This window comes from Pseudomonas sp. B16120 (assembly GCF_044218845.1).
GTDB classification, from domain to species: Bacteria; Pseudomonadota; Gammaproteobacteria; order Pseudomonadales; family Pseudomonadaceae; genus Aquipseudomonas; species Aquipseudomonas paracarnis.
Map to the genome: position 1 here is coordinate 5,340,224 of NZ_CP162588.1, position 19,994 is coordinate 5,360,217.

The 19,994-nt window shown below is 60.0% G+C and carries 16 protein-coding genes; 6 read left to right on the forward strand and 10 right to left on the reverse strand.

What is annotated here, in order from left to right; all coding sequences use genetic code 11:
* Window positions 1–77: 77 nt before the first annotated feature.
* Together AB4P90_RS24935 and glyA are read left to right on the forward strand one after the other, a co-directional pair.
* Window positions 78–3,929: an EAL domain-containing protein gene (locus AB4P90_RS24935; RefSeq protein WP_395605450.1), complete on the forward strand. Its 3,852-nt coding sequence runs from the start codon at window positions 78–80 to the stop codon at window positions 3,927–3,929.
* 235 nt (window positions 3,930–4,164) lie between these two features.
* On the forward strand, window positions 4,165–5,418 hold the full coding sequence (glyA, locus tag AB4P90_RS24940) for a serine hydroxymethyltransferase (RefSeq protein WP_003194304.1): 1,254 nt from the start codon (window positions 4,165–4,167) through the stop codon (window positions 5,416–5,418).
* Window positions 5,419–5,606: 188 nt separating this feature from the next.
* Here the strand turns inward: glyA and yjiA are convergent, their stop codons facing one another.
* From yjiA to AB4P90_RS24955, 3 genes are all read right to left on the reverse strand, one after another.
* Window positions 5,607–6,563 carry a GTPase gene (gene yjiA / locus AB4P90_RS24945; protein WP_014720013.1) on the reverse strand — a complete coding sequence of 319 codons (957 nt, stop codon included), beginning with the start codon at window positions 6,561–6,563 and terminating at the stop codon, window positions 5,607–5,609.
* 184 nt (window positions 6,564–6,747) lie between these two features.
* Window positions 6,748–6,945 carry a YbdD/YjiX family protein gene (locus tag AB4P90_RS24950; protein ID WP_003194308.1) on the reverse strand — a complete coding sequence of 66 codons (198 nt, stop codon included), beginning with the start codon at window positions 6,943–6,945 and terminating at the stop codon, window positions 6,748–6,750.
* Between the two features lie 15 nt (window positions 6,946–6,960).
* Window positions 6,961–9,027: a carbon starvation CstA family protein gene (locus AB4P90_RS24955; protein WP_014720014.1), complete on the reverse strand. Its 2,067-nt coding sequence runs from the start codon at window positions 9,025–9,027 to the stop codon at window positions 6,961–6,963.
* 174 nt (window positions 9,028–9,201) lie between these two features.
* Between AB4P90_RS24955 and AB4P90_RS24960 the strand changes: the two genes are divergently transcribed.
* Window positions 9,202–9,570 (forward strand): PilZ domain-containing protein, encoded by a 369-nt coding sequence (locus tag AB4P90_RS24960; RefSeq protein WP_020301754.1) that lies wholly within the window; start codon window positions 9,202–9,204, stop codon window positions 9,568–9,570.
* 128 nt (window positions 9,571–9,698) lie between these two features.
* Here the strand turns inward: AB4P90_RS24960 and radA are convergent, their stop codons facing one another.
* The 3 genes from radA to katB are packed head-to-tail and all read right to left on the reverse strand — an operon-like array spanning window position 9,699 to window position 13,240.
* The gene (gene radA / locus AB4P90_RS24965) at window positions 9,699–11,066 is read right to left on the reverse strand and encodes a DNA repair protein RadA (RefSeq protein WP_019818022.1); all 1,368 of its coding nucleotides are present in this window, start codon (window positions 11,064–11,066) and stop codon (window positions 9,699–9,701) included.
* Between the two features lie 35 nt (window positions 11,067–11,101).
* Window positions 11,102–11,641, reverse strand: coding sequence for an ankyrin repeat domain-containing protein (locus tag AB4P90_RS24970; protein ID WP_014720017.1), 540 nt, complete (start codon window positions 11,639–11,641; stop codon window positions 11,102–11,104).
* Between the two features lie 57 nt (window positions 11,642–11,698).
* Window positions 11,699–13,240: a catalase KatB gene (gene katB / locus AB4P90_RS24975; protein WP_020301753.1), complete on the reverse strand. Its 1,542-nt coding sequence runs from the start codon at window positions 13,238–13,240 to the stop codon at window positions 11,699–11,701.
* Window positions 13,241–13,527: 287 nt separating this feature from the next.
* On the opposite strand from katB, the gene mscL reads away from it, so the two are divergent.
* Window positions 13,528–13,944, forward strand: coding sequence for a large-conductance mechanosensitive channel protein MscL (gene mscL, locus AB4P90_RS24980; RefSeq protein ID WP_019818024.1), 417 nt, complete (start codon window positions 13,528–13,530; stop codon window positions 13,942–13,944).
* Between the two features lie 41 nt (window positions 13,945–13,985).
* On the opposite strand, the gene AB4P90_RS24985 is transcribed toward mscL, so the two are convergent.
* Window positions 13,986–14,762 (reverse strand): ferredoxin--NADP reductase, encoded by a 777-nt coding sequence (locus AB4P90_RS24985; RefSeq protein WP_019818025.1) that lies wholly within the window; start codon window positions 14,760–14,762, stop codon window positions 13,986–13,988.
* A gap of 436 nt (window positions 14,763–15,198) precedes the next feature.
* Between AB4P90_RS24985 and AB4P90_RS24990 the strand changes: the two genes are divergently transcribed.
* Both AB4P90_RS24990 and AB4P90_RS24995 read left to right on the forward strand, forming a co-directional pair.
* On the forward strand, window positions 15,199–15,909 hold the full coding sequence (locus tag AB4P90_RS24990) for a LuxR family transcriptional regulator (RefSeq protein WP_060768002.1): 711 nt from the start codon (window positions 15,199–15,201) through the stop codon (window positions 15,907–15,909).
* A 139-nt stretch (window positions 15,910–16,048) separates the two neighbouring features.
* Entirely contained in the window at window positions 16,049–17,173 is a 1,125-nt protein-coding gene (locus AB4P90_RS24995; protein WP_014720022.1) for a class I SAM-dependent methyltransferase, read from the forward strand.
* A gap of 49 nt (window positions 17,174–17,222) precedes the next feature.
* Here AB4P90_RS24995 and AB4P90_RS25000 read toward each other — a convergent pair whose 3' ends face one another.
* Genes AB4P90_RS25000 through AB4P90_RS25010 form a run of 3 tightly spaced genes read right to left on the reverse strand, consistent with a single transcriptional unit; the run spans window position 17,223 to window position 19,848 of the window.
* On the reverse strand, window positions 17,223–17,387 hold the full coding sequence (locus AB4P90_RS25000) for a DUF2474 domain-containing protein (RefSeq protein ID WP_003194328.1): 165 nt from the start codon (window positions 17,385–17,387) through the stop codon (window positions 17,223–17,225).
* Window positions 17,388–17,399: 12 nt separating this feature from the next.
* Window positions 17,400–18,407 (reverse strand): cytochrome d ubiquinol oxidase subunit II, encoded by a 1,008-nt coding sequence (gene cydB / locus AB4P90_RS25005; protein WP_014720024.1) that lies wholly within the window; start codon window positions 18,405–18,407, stop codon window positions 17,400–17,402.
* A gap of 1 nt (window position 18,408) precedes the next feature.
* A complete protein-coding gene (locus tag AB4P90_RS25010; RefSeq protein ID WP_020301750.1) occupies window positions 18,409–19,848 on the reverse strand; it encodes a cytochrome ubiquinol oxidase subunit I in 1,440 nt (479 codons plus the stop codon).
* Window positions 19,849–19,994 lie beyond the last annotated feature (146 nt).

The window sequence follows — 19,994 nt, forward strand, 5'->3', positions numbered from 1 at the left end:
GCATGCTAGCCGCCCTTCGGGCGTCCGGCTTATAGTGCACGTCGCGCGCCAGTCCAGCCAAACCGCAGGATCACAGTTTGTCCAACGTCACGCCGCCCACGCCCTTGCGCGCCGCTCATATTGCGCCGGGAGCGCCCCTGCACGGCACCTTGAAAGGCGCGTTGGCGACGCTTGTCCTGCTGTTGCTCGCCCTGTTGTTCTGGCAACTGCTGGACCAATTGCAGCAAAACCAGAAAAACCAACAGCAATACACCATCGACTACAGCGCCGACCTGGCCGAGCAGATCAGCCAGAACATGGCCCTGAGTGCACAGATCGCCCTGAACCTGTTGCCGATTGTCGAGCCGCCGCGCAATGCCGAACAGCAGCAGGCCCTGATGCGCACGCTGCAGCGCTCATTACCGGACCTGCGCAGCTTCGCCCTGCTCGCCCCCAGCGGCGCACTGATCAGCGACACTGCCGAAGGCAGCCAAGACAGTGCCCTGCTCGAAGACCTGGTCAAGCGCAGTCACGCCCAGTCCTACTACCTGAGCAATGATAATGACGGCACGGTCATCTATCTGTTGCTGCACCAACCCAGCGGTGGCTCCAAGGTGTACTGGGCCTTGCGCCTGGCGCCCAATTATCTGGCCAACCTCACACGCCAGGATGTCCAGGGCCAGCGCCCGATGTGGGCAATCGAGAACAGCCTGAACCATCGTGTGGTCAGCCGTGACAGCGGCATGCTGGCGCAGTGGTCCGGCGCCCTGACACCGGAAGAATTGAACCGCAGCGTGCTGGTCACGCCGTTGAGCAAAAGCGATTGGCAACTGCGCGGCATGTTTGACCGCAGCGCGGTATTGGAACAACTACTGCCCGCCTTTATCGGCAAGTGCCTGCTGGGCCTGGCGTTCTCGCTGATCCCGGTGATCGTGCTGCTCAACATGCGCCGCCGCCAACGCCAGGTGAACGAAGGCCGGCGACGCTACCAGGACATCTTCGAAGGCACCGGCGTCGCGTTGTGCGTGTTGGACCTGTCGGGGCTCAAGGCGTTTTGCAACAAGACCCAGGTGCAAAGCCGTGAGCAGTTGCACGCCTGGTTGCAGGCCAACCCCACGGAGCGCAAACAACTGCTCAAGGAGTTGCGCGTCACCGAGGTCAACCAGATGGCCGTGCGCCTGCTCAACGTCGCGTCCTGCGAGCAGGCGTGGGAACGCCTGATCGATGACTGCCCGCGCAATGCCACGTCCATCGGCTATCAGGTGCTGGAAGCCGTACTGACCCGGCAAAAACAGCTGGAGCTGGAAATCCAGCTCAACGACGTGGCCGGCAACGAACAGTACCTGTGGCTGGTGATGCGTTTGCCGGAGCAGCAGGATGACGTCAAGGCCGTGATTCTCAGCATCAGCGACATCACCAGCCGCAAGCTGATCGAGTTGTCGCTGGTGGAGCGTGAAAGCTTCTGGTCGGATGTGGTGCGCACCGTGCCCGACCACCTGTATGTGCAAGACGTGATCAGCCAGCGCATGATTTTCAGCAACCATCATTTGGGTCACACCCTGGGCTACAACAAAGCCGAGTTGCAGCAAATGGGTGAGTACTTCTGGGAAATCCTGCTGCACCCCGAAGACGCCGAGCACTACCATGACGCGCGCCAACAACAACGCCAGGTCGGCTATACGACCCAATTGCACTGCCAACTGCGCTTTCGTCACCGCAATAACCAGTGGCGCCGCTTCGATATCCGCGAACAGGCCCTGGCCCGCGATACGTCTACGGTGGTCACCCGGATCATCGGCGTGGCCAAGGACATTACCGACCAGATCGAGGCCAGTGAATCGCTGCGCGACAGTGAACAGCGCTACCGGATGCTGGCCGAAAGCATCAGCGACGTGATCTGCTCCACCGACAGCCAACTGGCCCTCAACTACATCAGCCCCTCGGTCAACACCGTCCTGGGCTATGACGTGGACTGGGTGTTCAAGAACGGCTGGCAGTCGATCGTTGCCAACCCTCAGCAGTTGACCGGCATCTATAGCCTGATGGAACAGGTCAGCCGCGCCCTCGGCAACCCCGACGCCTTGAACACCTTGCGCGATGAACTGCAGACCCAACTGTTTCTGTTCGACTGCCTGCGCGCCGACGGGCGCAAGGTGCCGATAGAACTGCGCCTGGTGCTGGTGTGGGATGAACATGGCGCGTTTGAAGGCATCCTCGGCGTGGGCCGCGATATCAGCCAGCAACGCCGCGCCGAAAAAGACCTGCGCATGGCGGCCACGGTATTCGAGCATTCCACCTCGGCGATCCTGATCACCGACCCGGCCGGTTATATCGTGCAAGCCAACGAGGCGTTCAGCCGGGTCAGCGGCTATGCGGTGAGCGATGTGCTCGACCAGTTGCCCAATATGCTCACCGTCGATGAGCAGCAGGAAGCCCATCTGCGTTATGTGCTCAAGCAATTGCACCAGCACAGCACCTGGGAAGGCGAGGTGTGGCTCAAGCGTCTCAATGGCGAGCATTACCCGGCCTGGGTCGGCATTACCGCGGTGTTCGACGACGAAGGCGACCTGGCCAGTTACGTGTGTTTCTTCAGCGATATCAGCGAGCGCAAGGCCAGTGAGCAGCGCATCCACCGCCTGGCCTACTACGACGCCCTGACCCACCTGCCCAACCGCACCCTGTTCCAGGACCGCCTGCACACCGCGTTGCAGTCCGCCGAACGGCAGAAGTCGTGGGTGGTGCTGATGTTCCTCGACCTTGACCGCTTCAAGCCGATCAACGACTCCCTCGGCCACGCGGCCGGCGACCGCATGCTCAAGGAAATGGCCACGCGCCTGCTCGGCTGCGTGGCCGAGGACGACACCGTGGCGCGCATGGGCGGCGACGAATTCACCTTGCTCTTGCAACCACGGGTCAGCCGCGACATGGCGCTGAACCGCGCCATTCATGTGGCCGAGCAGATCCTCGCCAGCCTGGTCAAACCTTTTGTGCTGGAGGGCCGCGAATTCTTCGTGACCGCCAGCATCGGCATCGCCCTGAGCCCGCAAGACGGCAACGAGCTAAGCCAATTGATGAAAAACGCCGACACGGCGATGTATCACGCTAAAGAGCGCGGCAAGAACAACTTCCAGTTCTACCAGGCCGACATGAACGCCAGCGCCCTGGAGCGCCTGGAACTGGAAAGCGACCTGCGCCACGCCTTGGACCAGAACGAATTCGTGCTCTATTACCAGCCGCAATTCAGCGGCGACGGCAAACGCCTGACCGGCGCCGAAGCCCTGCTGCGCTGGCGCCACCCCCGCCGTGGCCTGGTACCGCCCGGGGACTTTATCCCGGTGCTGGAAGAGCTCGGGCTGGTGGTGGATGTGGGCGACTGGGTAATCGGCGAAGCCTGCCGCCAGCTCAAGACCTGGCACCAGAACAAGGTGCGCGTGCCGAAAGTCTCAGTGAACATCTCGGCGCGGCAGTTCTCCGACGGCCAGTTGGGCACGCGCATCGCCACCATCCTCAAGGACACCGGCCTGCCACCGGCGTGCCTGGAGCTGGAACTGACCGAAAGTATCCTGATGCGTGAAGTCAACGAAGCCCTGCAGATCCTCGCCAGCCTTAAAAACCTGGGCCTGAGCATCGCGGTGGATGACTTCGGCACCGGTTATTCGTCGCTCAACTACCTCAAGCAATTCCCCATCGATGTGCTGAAGATCGACCGCACCTTCGTCGACGGCCTGCCCTCGGGTGAGCAGGACGCACAGATTGCCCGGGCGATCATTGCCATGGCCCACAGCCTGAACCTGGCGGTGATTGCCGAAGGGGTGGAAACCCATGAGCAGTTGGACTTCCTGCGTGAGCATGGCTGTGATGAGGTGCAGGGTTACCTGTTCGGGCGGCCAATGCCGGCGAATCGGTTTGAAGTGCAGTTCAGTAATGATGCGCTGTTCATGTTTGACTGAAAGTGCCGTCCCTGATCGTTCCCACGCTCCGCGTGGGAACGCAATTCTGGACGCTCTGCGTCCGCTTTTAAATGTGACGCAGAGCGCCACGGGATGCATTCCCGCGCAGAGCGTGGGAACGATCAGGGGCTGAGTGAAAACCACTTGTCCGCGACATGATGTCCTTTCATATGCCATCTAAAACCCATTGGGTTAGAATGCCCTCCTTTTCTGCCCCCGATCCTTGAGGACCGCCATGTTCAGCCGTGATTTGACTATTGCCAAGTACGACGCCGATCTCTTCGCCGCCATGGAGCAAGAAGCCGTGCGCCAGGAAGAGCACATTGAGCTGATCGCTTCGGAAAACTACACCAGCCCTGCGGTGATGGAGGCTCAAGGTTCGGTTCTGACCAACAAGTACGCCGAAGGCTACCCAGGCAAGCGCTACTACGGTGGTTGCGAGTACGTCGACGTGGTTGAGCAGTTGGCCATCGACCGTGCAAAAGAGCTGTTCGGCGCCGATTACGCCAACGTCCAGCCACACGCCGGTTCCCAAGCCAACAGCGCCGTGTACCTGGCCCTGCTGCAAGGCGGCGACACCATCCTGGGCATGAGCCTGGCCCACGGCGGTCACCTGACCCACGGCGCCACGGTTTCGTCCTCCGGCAAGCTGTACAACGCCGTTCAGTACGGTATCGATGCCAACGGCCTGATCGACTACGACGAAGTCGAGCGCCTGGCGGTCGAGCACAAGCCAAAAATGATCGTGGCCGGTTTCTCTGCCTACTCGCAGATCCTCGACTTCCCACGCTTCCGTGAAATCGCCGACAAGGTCGGTGCCTACCTGTTCGTCGACATGGCCCACGTGGCCGGTCTGGTGGCTGCGGGCGTTTACCCCAACCCAGTGCCTTACGCCGACGTGGTCACCACCACGACCCACAAGACCCTGCGCGGTCCACGTGGCGGCCTGATCCTGGCGCGTGCCAACGCCGAGATCGAGAAGAAGCTCAACTCCGCCGTTTTCCCGGGCGCCCAAGGCGGCCCGCTGGAGCACGTGATCGCGGCCAAGGCGATCTGCTTCAAGGAAGCACTGCAGCCTGAGTTCAAGACCTACCAGCAACAAGTGGTCAAGAACGCCAAGACCATGGCCAGCGTGTTCATCGAGCGCGGCTTTGACGTGGTGTCCGGCGGTACTGAAAACCATCTGTTCCTGCTGTCGCTGATCAAGCAGGACATTTCCGGTAAAGATGCTGACGCTGCCCTGGGCAAAGCCTTCATCACCGTGAACAAGAACTCCGTGCCGAACGACCCACGTTCGCCGTTCGTCACCTCCGGCCTGCGCTTCGGCACCCCGGCAGTGACCACCCGTGGCTTCAAGGAAGCCGAGTGCAAGGAACTGGCGGGCTGGATCTGCGACATCCTGGCCGACCTGAACAACGAAGCCGTGATCGACGCGGTACGTGAGAAGGTCAAGGCCATCTGCAAGAAGCTGCCGGTATACGGCGCTTGATGGCAGTTGCGTGAATAAGAAGCCCGGCTCATGAGCCGGGCTTTTTTATGCCGATTTCAATTTGAAACAGGGTCAAGTGTGGGAGCTGGCTTGCCTGCGATGGCGGTGGGTCAGTCACTGATGGGCTGACTGAAAACCGCTATCGCAGGCAAGCCAGCTCCCACATTTGTTTGCATTACAAGCCCGGGTTATTGGTAGACCCGCTCAAAGCCTTGGCGAATCTTGTCTTCGGGCAGCTCATCGGCAATAAACACGATCACACTCTCCCGCGCCTCGCCCTCGGCCCATTCGGTATCCCAGTCGAAGCCATACAGCTTCAGCACGCCCTGGAACACCATGCGTCGATCCTCCCCGGCAATGTTCAACACGCCTTTGTAACGCAGCAGTTGCTTGCCATGGTCTTCCAGCAGTTCGTTCATGAACTCGCTGAGACGGTCGATATCCAGCGGCTGGTCGGTGCGTAGCACCAGGCTGGAAATACGGTCCACCGAAGGCGCTGCACTGACCGGGCGCAGGCTCATGCCGGCATTGAGGTTGAAGCCGCGTACGTCCAGCAGCTCGGCCAAATCAATCTTGCCGTGGTCCACTACGCGAATCGGCGCACGGCGGTTGATGCGGGTGAGGCGCTGGCTGAGGGCGTCGAAGCTGGCGTCGTCTACCAAGTCGCGTTTGCTCACCAGCAAGCGGTCGGCAAAGCCGATCTGGGCCTGGGCGATGGTCTGGGTCAGGTGATGCTCGGCGTGGGCCGCATCCACCAAGGTGATGATGCCGTCGAGGATATAACGCTCGCGCAGTTCTTCGTCGATGAAGAACGTCTGGGCCACCGGCGCCGGGTCGGCCAGGCCGGTGCATTCGATCACCAGCCGGTCGAAGGCGATCTCGCCGCTGTCCAGGCGTTCCAGCAGCAGGTACAGGGCTTTGGTCAGGTCGGTGTGGATGGTGCAGCACACGCAGCCGTTGGACAGGGTCATCACTTGCACCGGCTCGTCGCCCAGCAGTTGGGTGTCGATACCGGCGTCACTGAATTCGTTTTCGATCACGGCGATTTTCAAGCCGTGCTCGGCTTTGAGCAGGTGGCGCAGCAAGGTGGTCTTGCCGGCGCCGAGAAAGCCGCTGAGGATGGTGACGGGGATGGGAGAGGACAAAGAGATTCTCCTTGAGGAAACACAGAAACAAATGTGGGAGCAAAGGCCCCTGTGGGAGCTGGCTTGCCTGCGATGCAGACAACTCGGTGCTTGCGTCAGACCGAGGTGATGCTATCGCAGGCAAGCCAGTTCCCACAGAAAGCCCTGCTCCCACAGGGATATCGCATTGGCCCGCGTTACCGGGTCAGCAGCACTTGGGCCCACCCTTGCCGCCATAACGGGCTTCCTGGCGTTCCCGGAAGAACGCCTTGTAGTCCATCACCGGCTTGTCCGGGTGTTTGGTTTGCATATGCTCGACGTAGGTGTCGTAGTCGGGCATGCCGACCATCAGGCGGGCGGCCTGACCGAGGTATTTACCGAGGCGACTGATGTCATTGAACATGCTTGCAATCCTCGTTTACGCGTCCGGTACAGCCTGGAACGGGGCTTCTTTATCTGTACGTTCTTTGTTACCCCAGGCGGCGACGCCGACTTTGAGCGCATAGAACAGGATGCTGAACACCACGAACAGGAACAGCGCCGTCAGCGTTGCGTTGGTGTAAGCGTTCCAGATCACGTGCTGCATCTGGTCGATGCTCTTGGCCGGGGCGAGGATCTGGCCGTTAGCCAGGGCATCGCTGTATTTCTTGGCCAGCGACAGGAAGCCGATCGCCGGGTTGGCGTCGAACAGCTTGATGAAGCCTGCCGTGGTGGTGCAGATCAACAGCCACACCGCTGGCAACATGGTCACCCAGATGTAGCGCTGGCGCTTCATCTTGATCAGCACAACGGTCGCCAGCATCAGCGCGATACCGGCCAGCATCTGGTTGGAGATACCGAACAGCGGCCACAAGGTGTTGATGCCACCCAGCGGGTCGATCACGCCTTGGTACAGCAAGTAGCCCCACATGGCCACGCAACCGGCCGTGGCAATCAGGTTGGCGGTCCAGGACTCGGTGCGTTTGAGCGCAGGCACGAACGAACCCAGCAGGTCCTGCAGCATGAAGCGACCGGCACGGGTACCGGCGTCCACCGCCGTGAGGATAAACAGCGCTTCGAACAAGATCGCAAAGTGGTACCAGAACGCCATGGTGTTTTCACCCGGCAGCACGCTGTGCAGGATCTGCGCGATACCTACCGCCAGGGTCGGCGCACCGCCGGCACGCGCCAGGATGGTGGTTTCACCGATATCGTGGGCAACGGCCGACAACGCCTCAGGCGTAATGGCAAAGCCCCAGCTGCTGACGGTTTGCGCCACGGTGACCACGTCGGTGCCGACGATGGCAGCCGGGCTGTTCATGGCGAAGTACACGCCAGGCTCGATCACCGAAGCGGCAACCATTGCCATGATGGCCACGAACGATTCCATCAACATGCCGCCGTAACCGATGTAACGGGCATGGCTCTCACTGGCGAGCAACTTGGGCGTGGTGCCCGAGGAGATCAGCGCATGGAAGCCCGAGACCGCGCCACAGGCAATGGTGATGAACAGGAACGGGAACAGGCCGCCCTTCCACACCGGGCCGGTGCCGTCGATGAACTGGGTGAGTGCCGGCATTTTCAGATCAGGCATGGTGATCAGGATGCCAATCGCCAGGGCGATGATGGTGCCGATTTTCAGGAACGTCGACAGGTAGTCGCGGGGCGCCAGAATCAGCCACACCGGCAGCACAGCGGCCACGAAACCGTAGCCGATCAGCATCCAGGTGATCTGGATACCGGTGAAGGTGAACGCCTTGGCCCACACCGGATCAGCGGCAATCTGCCCGCCCAGCCAGATCGAACCGAGCAGCAACAGCACGCCGATGATCGAGATTTCACCGATGCGGCCCGGGCGGATGTAGCGCATGTAGATGCCCATGAACATCGCGATCGGGATGGTCGCCATCACCGTGAAGATGCCCCATGGGCTCTCGGCCAGGGCTTTGACCACGATCAGCGCCAGCACCGCGAGGATGATGATCATGATCAGGAAGCAGCCGAACAGCGCGATGGTCCCGGGAATGCGGCCCATCTCTTCGCGCACCATATCCCCCAGGGAACGGCCGTTGCGACGGGTGGACAGGAACAGGACCATGAAGTCTTGCACCGCACCGGCCAGCACCACCCCGGCAATCAGCCACAGGGTACCGGGCAGATAGCCCATTTGCGCCGCCAGCACCGGGCCCACCAACGGGCCTGCACCGGCAATCGCTGCAAAGTGGTGACCGAAAAGAATGTGTTTGTTGGTCGGCACGTAGTCCAGACCATCGTTGTTGACCACCGCAGGGGTTGCCCGCCGTGGATCGAGTTGCATCACGTTGTTGGCGATGAACAGACTGTAGTAACGGTACGCAACCAGGTAGATGGCCACCGCAGCGACCACAATCCACAAGGCGTTGATCGCCTCGCCGCGGCGCAAGGCCACTACGCCCAGGGCGCACGCGCCTACAATTGCCAGCACCAGCCAGGGTAAGTGGCGTAGCAGGCTATTATTATTTTTCATTTTTATATTCCAGCCAGGGTGGACAGAAAGGACAGCCAGCCCGAGTTTAGCGCTACTGGCCTTAAAGACCAGCCCCCTACGTTGGTCTAGAGCCTTCAACCGTTAAAAAAAGCCGAAATAAACGCCCCTTGATGGCCCCGGGCTACACTCCTCCCATTCACAGAGGGCTATACCATGACCGAACATGCGTCTGAACGTCGCCGTTTTCGCCGAATCGCCTTTGATGCCACGGCCGAACTTCGGCAAAACGGCAGCGAATGGCCGGTGAAACTGGTGGATCTGTCACTCAAGGGATTGCTGGTGGAACGGCCTGACGACTGGAAGGGGAATAAAGCGCTGCCCTTTGACGTCGACATACGCCTGGAACAGAAGACGCATATAAAGATGCAAGCGCGGCTGACCCATGAAGATCAGGGCCAATTGGGCTTTGTGTGCAAGCACATTGATCTGGACTCGATCAGCCATTTGCGTAGGTTCGTTGAGTTGAACCTGGGTGATGAGCAAGAACTGGAGCGCGAGTTGGGCGCCCTGCTGGAGCTCTAGCCGCCAACATGAATCAAGGGTGGGAGCTGGCTTGCCTGCGATGGCGGTGTATCAGACAAGGATGGGTAAGCTGACCCGCCGCTATCGCAGGCAAGCCAGCTCCCACAGGTGTTCAGCAGTGTTGCGGATTATTCGAACAGGGCATCCAACGCCTGCTCCAGCCGCGTCACAGCAATAATCTGCAACCCCGACGGCGCCTCCTTCGGCGCATTGCCCTTGGGCACAATCGCCCGTTTGAAGCCATGCTTGGCCGCTTCCTTCAACCGCTCCTGCCCACTCGGCACCGGGCGCACTTCGCCCGACAACCCCACCTCCCCAAACACCAGCAAGTCATGGGGCAACGGCCGATTACGCAGGCTGGACATCACCGCCGCCATCAACGCCAGGTCGGACGCGGTCTCCAACACCTTGACCCCGCCCACCACGTTGAGGAACACATCCTGGTCGTGGGTCGGAATGCCGCCATGCCGGTGCAGCACCGCCAGCAGCATCGCCAGGCGGTTCTGGTCCAGCCCCAGCGTGACCCGGCGGGGGTTGGCCAAATGGCTGTCATCCACCAACGCCTGGACTTCCACCAGCATCGGCCGGGTGCCTTCCCAGGTGGCCATCACCACACTGCCTGGGACTTCTTCCTGAGCGCGGGTGAGAAAAATCGCCGAGGGGTTCGAGACTTCTTTCAGCCCCCGGTCGGTCATGGCGAACACCCCCAGTTCGTTGACGGCGCCAAAACGGTTCTTCACCGCTCGCAGCAAGCGCAGGCGACCGTCGGATTCCCCTTCGAAATACAACACGGTGTCGACCATGTGTTCCAACACCCGTGGCCCGGCCAGTGCGCCTTCCTTGGTCACGTGGCCGACCAGGAAGATCGCCGTGCCGCTCTGCTTGGCGTAACGCACCAACAGCGCCGCGCTTTCGCGCACCTGGGACACACCGCCGGGTGCCGATTGCAGTTGTTCAGTGAAAATCGTCTGGATCGAGTCGATAACCATGACCTTGGGCTTTTCGATGCGCGCCGTGGCGATGATGCTTTCGATGCAGGTTTCGGTCATGACCCGCAGTTGGTCCTGGGGCAAGCCCAGGCGCCGGGCACGCATGGCCACTTGCTGCTGGGACTCTTCGCCGGTGACATACAACGCAGGCATGCGGCTGGCGATGCTGCACAGGGTTTGCAGCAGGATCGTGGACTTGCCGATGCCCGGGTCACCGCCAATCAATACCACCGAGCCGTCCACCAGGCCACCGCCCAGCACCCGGTCCAACTCGCCGGAGGCGGTGGAAAAGCGCGGGATCTCTTCGACGCTGACTTCGGCCAGGGTCTTGATCTGCGCCTGTTGCCCGGTCCAGCCGGCACGACCGGTGGGGGCCGCGGCACCGCCGCTCTCGATCATGGTTTCAGTCAGGGTGTTCCACGCGCCGCATTCGGAGCACTGGCCCGCCCATTTGGGAAAGGTCGCGCCGCACTCTGTGCAGCCGTACATGCGCTTGGCCTTTGCCATATGAGAACCTCCAACCGAAAAACCGCGATGATAGCTCAGCGCGACGCTGGGGTCCGGATTTCGCCATTAGCCAAACGTGAAGCGCTGTTACCTACGGGGTCTTCGGCGTTCAGGTCGGCGCCTTTGGCTTGCAGCGCGCCCAGCAACTCGACGCGCTTGAACAACCCGGCGTACATGGCGGCGGTCTGCCCTGCGCCGTTGCGTTGGTCGGGGTTGCAGTCGGTGGCCAACAGGCGCTGGGCGATTTTCAGCTCACCTTTGAAGATGGCGCCCATCAACGCTGTGTTACCGCGTTTATCCTGCACGCAGGCGTCGGCGCCGGCATCGAGCAGACGCTCCACATACGGGCCCTGGCCGTGATAAGCAGCCAGGATCAATGCGGTGTAGCCCTTGTCATCCTGGGCATTGAGGCCGTAGCCGGACTCTATGAAGGTGTTGAGCATGTCGAGGTCGCCACGACGGGCGGCGTCGAAATAGTAGTCCTGCAACTGTGCCTTGAGCGCCACCGGGTCGGGGGACTCGGCATGGGCAGCGAAGGCCAGCATGGCCATCAGTAAACCGATAGTGATGCGCATAGGGTGTTCTCCTGCCAAAGGTCGACGCCCGTGAAGGCGCCGACCATAACCAACGAATCAGTCAGTCAGTTTTTCCGCCAGCGCCTTTACGCGAGCCAGGTCGCCCTTGGCGACCTTGGCCACGCCAGTGCCGTACTCGGGATCGGCCTTGTAGAGGAACGACAGGATGATGTGCTTGCTCTCGTCATCGGTGGTGGCCAATGAGCCGCCGAAGTTGTTGATCAGGTCTTCGCGCTCTTTCTTGGTGTAGGAACGGTACAGGTCACCGGCCTGCTTGAAGTTCTGCTCACGCTGGATCTTGGCCTGCTGGGTGCTGCCCGACAGCGGCGCCTGGCTGTAGCGTGCGGCTTGCGGCTCTTCGCGCGGCAACAGGCGGCTTGGCTGGTAATTCACACCGGTGGTGGTCTTGCCAAAGTTCATCGCGCCATCCTGGTTGCCGTTGTTGACGGTGACCCGTGGAGCGTTGATCGGCAACTGCAGGGCGTTCGCGCCCAGGCGGTACATCTGCGTATCGGCGTAGGAGAACACCCGCCCCTGCAGCAAGCGGTCTTCCGACGGCTCGATACCCGGTACCAGGTTGGCCGGGGCCATCGCGACTTGCTCGGTTTCCTGGAACACATTGGCCGGGTTGCGGTTCAGCACCATTTGCCCGACTTTGCGCTCGGGCACATTCGGCCAGATCTTGGTGGCATCCAGTGGGTCGAAATCAAACTTGGCCAGGTCTTCAGGCTTGAGCACCTGCACATACAGGTCCCACTTAGGGAAGTCGCCTTTGTTGATGTGCGTGACCAGATCATTGGTCATATGGCTGTAGTCACGCCCTTGTACTTCGGTAACTTGCTTGGGATCAAGGTTCTTGATGCCCTGCAGGCTCTTCCAATGAAACTTGACGTAGTGCACTTCACCTTTAGTGTTAATCAACTTGTAGGCATGTACGCCATTGCCGTCCATTTCGCGGTAACTGGCGGGGGTGCCGGAGTCCGAGTACAACTCGGTCAGTGTACGAGTGGACTCTGGAACATGGGAGAAGAAGTCGAAACGGCGCGAGTCATCGTCCAGGTTAGTGCGCGGGTCCGGTTTAAAGGCATGGACCATGTCCGGGAACTTGATGGCATCGCGAATAAAGAACGTTGGGAAGTTATTACCGACCAGGTCCCAGTTACCTTCGGCGGTATAGAACTTGGTGGCGAAGCCCCGTGGGTCCCGCAGGGTTTCCGGGGAGTGGTTGCCATGCACCACCGCCGAGAAGCGCACGAACACCGGCGTGGTTTCACCGGCGGCGAACACTTTGGCCTTGGTCAGGTCGCTGAGGTTGTCGGTCACGGTGAAGGTGCCATGGGCGCCCGTGCCGCGTGCGTGCACCACGCGCTCCGGGATGCGTTCGCGGTCGAAGCGCTGCAGCTTCTGGATCAGTTGCACATCCTGCAGCAACACCGGGCCATTGGCGCCGGCGGTCTGGGAGTTCTGGTTATCACCGACGTTGGCCCCGTTATCGCGGGTCAGGTTGGCGGCTTGCACAGAGAGGGAAAGCAGGCTGGCGGTTACCAGTGCCAGCGCATGGCGCGCCGACACGGGCCTGCGGCTGATTGGAGTATTCATCGAGGTTTCCTCTGGTTTTTTTAATGCACATTCAGTTGTGCTTGCCAGAGGCTAGTGACCTGCGAGTCAGAAGATAAATAGAAAAACACCACAGACCCGATTAAGAAAAAAATCTGGTAACCCGCTGAAATAGCGGCTAATTCGCGCGCGATTGATGGCACTTTGCAAACTATTTGCGATTTGATGTGTCGATAAAAACCGACAGTGTTAACAGTTGTGTCGAGCAAGCGCTGTTCGACTGAATTACACTGACCTCCACCCTCCTCAACTGTAACAAGGAATAACCTATGGGCGTGATCAGTGAGTTCAAGGCCTTCGCGGTCAAAGGTAATGTGGTCGACATGGCCGTCGGTATCATCATCGGTGCTGCCTTCGGCAAGATTGTTTCCTCATTTGTAGGCGACGTGATAATGCCTCCCATCGGCCTGCTGATCGGTGGTGTGGACTTTGCCGATCTGGCCGTCACGCTCAAGGCAGCACAGGGCGATGTCCCCGCTGTTGTCCTGGCCTACGGCAAGTTCATCCAGAGCATCATCGACTTTGTGATCGTCGCGTTTGCAATCTTCATGGGCGTGAAGGCGATCAACCGTCTGAAGCGCGAAGAAGCCGTGGCCCCAAGCCTGCCGCCGACGCCGAGCAAGGAAGAAGTGCTGCTGGGCGAGATCCGCGATCTGCTCAAGGCACAGAACAACAAGCCGCTTTAACCGGCGGATGCAAAAAAGGCGCCTCGCAAGGCGCCTTTTTTCTACCAATAATTTTCTACCGCCACCTGGCCAGGCCGTCGGCTCAGGCTCAGTTGCATGTCCCGCTGCTTGAGCAACTGGCGCGTGTCATCGACCATCTGCGGGTTGCCGCAAATCAGTACGCGCGAATCCTGCGCCGTCAGCTCCACGCCGGCGGCCCGCTCCAATTCGCCATTTTCGATCAAGGCCGTAATACGCCCATTCAACGCGCCCGGATGCTGCTCGCGGGTGACGATAGGAATGTAGGTGAGCTTGTGGGCGTACTCGGCCAGGTACTCGCGCTCACCCAGTGTGTCGATCAGCGACTGGTAGGCCAGTTCCTTGGCTTCCCGGGCGCTGTACACCAGGATGATGCGCTCGAATTTTTCCCAGACTTCGAAGTCCTGCAGGATCGACAGGAACGGCGCGACGCCCGTACCGGTTCCCAGCAACCACAGGTCGCGCCCGTCGACAAAGCGGTTGAGAGTCAGAAAACCCGTAGCCTGGCGCTCTACCAGCAAGGTATCGCCCACCTTCAGACGGCTCAGTTCACTGGTGAACTCACCACCGGGGACCACGATGGAAAAGAAATCCAGATGCTCGTCAAACGGCGAAGACACGATGGAATAGGCACGCCAGACGGTGCTGCCATCCGCCTTGGTAACGCCCAGGCGCACGAACTGGCCGGCGGTAAAACGAAAACCGGCATCGCGGGTGGTGCGCAGGGTGAACAGGCTGGGGGTCAGCGATTGCACATCGAGCAGGGTCTGGCGGGTAAATTTCTCAGCACTGGCCGTCATGGGGGGCTCCGTTTTGCACAGGCCTTTAGTGTCCCTCAAAACAGCCCGCGCAAACACCGATGATTGGTACTGGCTTTGCAATCGCTCAAAGCACACTCAGCTGGGCTGCACGTTTTTTGCCCATCACGGGGTCAACCATGCACTCCACTCCGGAACTAACTATTTGGCTATTAACGTGCCCCGAATACCTCACTAGAAGCAACGGCACTTACAGCGACATCATTTTGATACCACCTTCAAAACATTGAAAAAAAAGCCCCTGCCAAGCGCTCCTATACAAAACTTCGAGTCTTGTACAAAACCGGCGAACTAAACGAGCCCTGTAGATAAAATTTTTTTTAAACTCAGTTGTAGGACTTACCCTACACTTCTTTTCGAGCTGCATTGGGAGATCAGGACGTACCCAGGTTACATAGACACCTATGGAGAGTCACCGATGGTCAATTGGCATAATACCCGGCTACCTAAGCTGGACGGCGAGAGTGAAATCACCAGTGTGTTTGAGATGGTGATAAACCACACCTATGAACTAGGCTTCGAATATTGCTCCTTTACCATGAGCACCCAATCACAATACCCCCCTACAAAACCAATTTTATTCAATAACTATCCAAATGAATGGCTCAGTATTTATAAAAAAGCACACTTCTTCGATGTAGACCCCGTTGTAACCCACTGTAAAACTTCGGTACTGCCCATTCTCTGGGAGCAAAAAACCTTTGCTGACGCCCCCCAGCTGTGGGAGTTGGCCCAGGCATGCGGAGTGCATTTCGGCTGGACCCAACCCGTGCATGATTTCCAGGGGGTGTTCAGCATGCTGACCCTGGTTCGCAGCAAGGGCAAGGTCACCCCTGCAGAGCTCTACGAAAAAACCGCCCAGGTGTTGTGGCTTTGCCATGTGATGCATGCGGTGGTCGCGCGCAAGTACGCCAACGCACCCGAGATCAAAGCGCCCAGCAAATTGACTGCCCGGGAAACAGAAATACTCAAGTGGTCCGCGATGGGCAAGACCGCCTCCGAGATTGCCGCGATTCTTTGCCTGTCCGAGCGCACCGTGGGCTTTCATATCAGCAGTACCTTCAAGAAGCTGGGCGTGCATAACAAGATCCAGGCGGTGCTGCGTGCCGCTAAAGCCGGGCTGTTTTAGCCCACGCAAAACACCGCATGTCATCGCGTTGAAAAAAACGTAATATTTACGGCCAATTCTGAGTGTTGAGGGTGCGCTTCGCGTGGCCCCCGCCGTTCACTCAGACGGTCCGTCTGATTACCCAGAGCCTTGCCCCGCCATGCCCCTGCTTGACAGCCCTTTCGCCCAGCTCGACCTGATTCGTCAGCCAGAGCAACACAATGATCCGCTGCAAGCCTTCGATGCCGCCGACGAATACCTGCTCAGCCACCTCGCCGCGCAACAGCCCACTGCCGCCACCCGCGTGCTGGTCCTCAATGACAGCTTCGGCGCCCTGGCGGCCAGCCTTCAGGGCCAGGTACAGGTAACCTCCAGCGGCGATTCGTTCCTCGCCGCCCAGGGCCTGGAAAAAAACCTGGTGCGCAACGGCAAGCCCTTCGATGCCGTGCCCTTCATACCGGCTAGCCAGCTCGCGACCGGGCCGTTCGATCGCGTGTTGATCCGCGTGCCGAAAACCCTGGCGTTGCTGGAAGAACAACTGATCCGCCTGCAAGGGCAACTGGCGCCCGGCGCCGAGGTGATCGCAGGTGCGATGGTCAAGCATTTGCCCCGGGCCGCAGGTGAATTGCTGGAGCGTTACATCGGGCCCATGCACGCCTCATTGGCGGTCAAAAAGGCACGGTTGCTGATCGCCAGCGTCGAGCAGCGCCCTGCCGCGGTCTCGCCCTACCCGACCCGCTATACCCTGGATGCGCCGGTCATCGAGTTGTGTAACCACGCCAACGTGTTTTGCCGCGAAGGCCTGGACATCGGCACCCGTGCCTTCCTGCCGCATCTGCCAAAAAGCCTGGGCAGCGCCCGCGTGGCGGACCTGGGCTGCGGCAACGGCGTACTGGCGATTGCCAGCGCCCTGCAAAACCCCGACGCGCACTACACCTTGGTGGATGAGTCGTATATGGCAGTGCAATCGGCCGCCGAAAACTGGCAAGCCGCCTTGGGTGAACGGGACGTCAGCGTACGTGCCGACGATGGCCTGGCCGGCCAGGAGGCGCAATCGCTGGACGTGGTGCTGTGCAACCCGCCGTTCCACCAACAACAAGTGGTCGGTGACTTCCTCGCCTGGCGTATGTTCCAGCAGGCACGCGAAGCACTGGTGGTCGGTGGCGCCTTGTACATCGTCGGGAATCGTCACCTGGGCTACCACAGCAAGCTGGCGCGGCTGTTCCGTGGTGTCGAGCAAGTAGCGGCCACGCCCAAGTTCGTGATCCTCAAGGCGCGTAAATAAAAAAGCCCTGCTTTTCGATCAAGAAAAGCAGGGCTTTTTCGTAGGAGTATCAGTGCGTGCTCAGGCCTGCCGCATTCATGAACATGCGCATCAGGCTGGCCACCACGAACAGGGCCAGCACGCTGCCGGTCCAGATCATCGCCAGCCATCCCAGGCGCCGCCACAATGGCTGCTTCTCGGCCTGTTCGATTTCGTGCAACGAAGGTTTGGACATGTTTCAATCCTCCTAGTGATAGCCGTCTTCGTGGGTGACCTTGCCGCGGAACACGTAGTAGCTCCAGAAGGTGTAGCCCAGGATGAACGGGATGATGAACAACGTGCCCACCAGCATGAAGCCCTGGCTTTGCGGCGGCGCGGCGGCATCCCAGATCGACACGGACGGCGGGATGATGTTCGGCCACAGGCTGATCCCCAGGCCACTGTAGCCGAGGAAAATCAGCACCAGCGTCAACAGGAACGGCGTGTAGTGCGCATTACGTGCCACGGCGCGGATCAGCCCGTACATGGTAACCAGCACCAGGATCGGCACCGGCAGGAACCAGAACAGGTTCGGCAAGGTGAACCAGCGCGACGCGATTTCCGGGTGGGTCAGCGGCGTCCAGATGCTGACGATGCCGATCACCGCCAACACCACGAAGGCCAATGGCCGCGCCAGGTTGTGCATCTGCTCCTGCAACTTGCCTTCGGTCTTCATGATCAGCCAGGTGCAGCCGAGCAAGGCATACGCCACGATCAGCGCCACGCCGCAGAACATCGTGAAGGGTGTGAGCCAGTCCAGTGAGCCGCCGGCGAACTGGCGATCCACCACCGGAATACCGTCGATAAAGGCGCCCAACGCCACCCCCTGGAAGAAAGTCGCCGCCAGCGAGCCGCCAATAAACGCCTTGTCCCACAGGTGACGCTTGTGGTCCTTGGCCTTGAAGCGGAACTCAAAGGCCACGCCGCGGAAGATCAGCCCGATCAGCATCAAGATCAGCGGCAGGTACAGCGCCGACAGCACCACCGAATAGGCCAGCGGGAACGCGCCGAACAACGCCGCGCCGCCGAGTACCAGCCAGGTTTCGTTGCCGTCCCATACGGGCGCCACGGTGTTCATCATCACGTCACGGTCGACTTTGCCCGGGATAAACGGAAAAAGAATGCCGATCCCCAGGTCGAAGCCGTCCATGACCACGTACATCATGATGCCGAAGATGATGATCACGGCCCAGATCAGCGGAAGATCAATACCCATCTCAATTCCCCTTGTGCTGGATGTGGTCGTGGTCGTTATCACTGCCGTCGTCGGCAGCAGACAACGGACGCGCCGGGGTGCGTTTCTGGCCAGGGCCACCGTGGGCCGGCTCGGTACTGTCGTGGGTCACGGGGCCTTTGCGCACCAGGCGCATCATGTAGCCCAGGCCCGCACCGAACAGCGCGAAGTACACCACCACGAACAACACCAGGGTAATGGTCATCTGCGTCAGGCTATGCCCGGAGGAGGCATCCGCCGTGCGCATCAACCCGTAGACCACCCAGGGCTGGCGACCGATTTCGGTGGTGAACCAGCCGGCAAGAATCGCAATCAGGCCAGACGGGCCCATCCACAACGCCAGGTACAGGAACGGTTTGGACGTGTACATCTTGTCGCCCCGGCGCAGCCACAGGCTGAACAGACCGGTGAAGATCATCAGGAACCCCAGGCCGACCATGACCCGGAACGACCAGAACACAACGGTGGAGTTGGGGCGGTCTTCAGGCGGGAACTCCTTGAGCGCCGGCACCTGCTTGTCCAGGGAGTGAGTCAGGATCAGGCTGCCCAGGTACGGAATCTCGACCGCGTACTTGGTTTTCTCGGCTTTCATGTCCGGCCAGCCGAACAGGATCAACGGCGTGGGCTCGTTGCCGATATTTTCCCAGTGGCCTTCAATCGCGGCGATTTTGGCCGGCTGATGCTTGAGGGTATTAAGGCCATGGAAGTCGCCGATCACCGCCTGGATGGGCGCAACGATCAGCGCCATCCACATCGCCATCGAAAGCATTTTGCGGATCGCCGGGTTGTCCTTGCCGCGCAGCAAATGCCAGGCCGCCGACGAGCCGACGAAGAACGCCGTGGCAACAAAAGCAGCCGTGGCCATGTGCATCAGGCGGTAGGGGAACGACGGGTTGAAGATCACTGCCAGCCAGTCGGTCGGGATCACGCGGCCATCGATGATTTCAAAACCCTGGGGCGTCTGCATCCAGCTGTTGGAGGCAAGAATCCAGAACGTGGAGATCAACGTACCCACGGCCACCATCACCGTGGCAAAAAAGTGCAGCTTGCGCCCCACTTTGTTCCAGCCAAACAACATCACGCCCAGGAAACCAGCCTCGAGGAAGAAGGCCGTGAGCACTTCGTACGTCAGCAACGGCCCGGTGACAGAGCCGGCGAAGTCCGAGAAGCGGCTCCAGTTGGTGCCGAACTGGTAGGCCATGACCAGGCCCGATACCACACCCATGCCGAAGTTGACGGCAAAGATCTTCGACCAGAAATGATAGAGGTCACGGTAGGTGTCGTTGTGGGTCTTGAGCCACAAGCCCTCCAGCACCGCAAGGTAACTGGCCAGGCCGATGGTGATCGCCGGGAACAGGATGTGGAATGAGATGGTGAACGCGAATTGAATTCGGGCGAGATCTAGCGCCTCCAAACCGAACATAAGTCTTCCTCTGTCAGGTAATACCGGCTGCTGGCTGGGAGCCTGCACCCACTGCCCCCACGGATATGGAGTGTGGCGAATTTCAATTCGTTTCTTTTATTACCCATCGCGTGGGGAATTTGGCCTTTCGGCCACCAGAACAATCC

What these genes read in the sequence shown, in the direction of transcription:
- glyA (WP_003194304.1), top strand. Translation starts at nt 4,165, where the DNA reads ATGTTCAGCCGTGATTTGACTATTGCCAAGTACGACGCCGATCTCTTC.
- AB4P90_RS24950 (WP_003194308.1), bottom strand. Translation starts at nt 6,945, where the DNA reads ATGTTCAATGACATCAGTCGCCTCGGTAAATACCTCGGTCAGGCCGCC.
- AB4P90_RS24955 (WP_014720014.1), bottom strand. Translation starts at nt 9,027, where the DNA reads ATGAAAAATAATAATAGCCTGCTACGCCACTTACCCTGGCTGGTGCTG.
- AB4P90_RS24960 (WP_020301754.1), top strand. Translation starts at nt 9,202, where the DNA reads ATGACCGAACATGCGTCTGAACGTCGCCGTTTTCGCCGAATCGCCTTT.
- radA (WP_019818022.1), bottom strand. Translation starts at nt 11,066, where the DNA reads ATGGCAAAGGCCAAGCGCATGTACGGCTGCACAGAGTGCGGCGCGACC.
- AB4P90_RS24970 (WP_014720017.1), bottom strand. Translation starts at nt 11,641, where the DNA reads ATGCGCATCACTATCGGTTTACTGATGGCCATGCTGGCCTTCGCTGCC.
- katB (WP_020301753.1), bottom strand. Translation starts at nt 13,240, where the DNA reads ATGAATACTCCAATCAGCCGCAGGCCCGTGTCGGCGCGCCATGCGCTG.
- mscL (WP_019818024.1), top strand. Translation starts at nt 13,528, where the DNA reads ATGGGCGTGATCAGTGAGTTCAAGGCCTTCGCGGTCAAAGGTAATGTG.
- AB4P90_RS24985 (WP_019818025.1), bottom strand. Translation starts at nt 14,762, where the DNA reads ATGACGGCCAGTGCTGAGAAATTTACCCGCCAGACCCTGCTCGATGTG.
- AB4P90_RS24990 (WP_060768002.1), top strand. Translation starts at nt 15,199, where the DNA reads ATGGTCAATTGGCATAATACCCGGCTACCTAAGCTGGACGGCGAGAGT.
- AB4P90_RS24995 (WP_014720022.1), top strand. Translation starts at nt 16,049, where the DNA reads ATGCCCCTGCTTGACAGCCCTTTCGCCCAGCTCGACCTGATTCGTCAG.
- AB4P90_RS25000 (WP_003194328.1), bottom strand. Translation starts at nt 17,387, where the DNA reads ATGTCCAAACCTTCGTTGCACGAAATCGAACAGGCCGAGAAGCAGCCA.
- cydB (WP_014720024.1), bottom strand. Translation starts at nt 18,407, where the DNA reads ATGGGTATTGATCTTCCGCTGATCTGGGCCGTGATCATCATCTTCGGC.
- AB4P90_RS25010 (WP_020301750.1), bottom strand. Translation starts at nt 19,848, where the DNA reads ATGTTCGGTTTGGAGGCGCTAGATCTCGCCCGAATTCAATTCGCGTTC.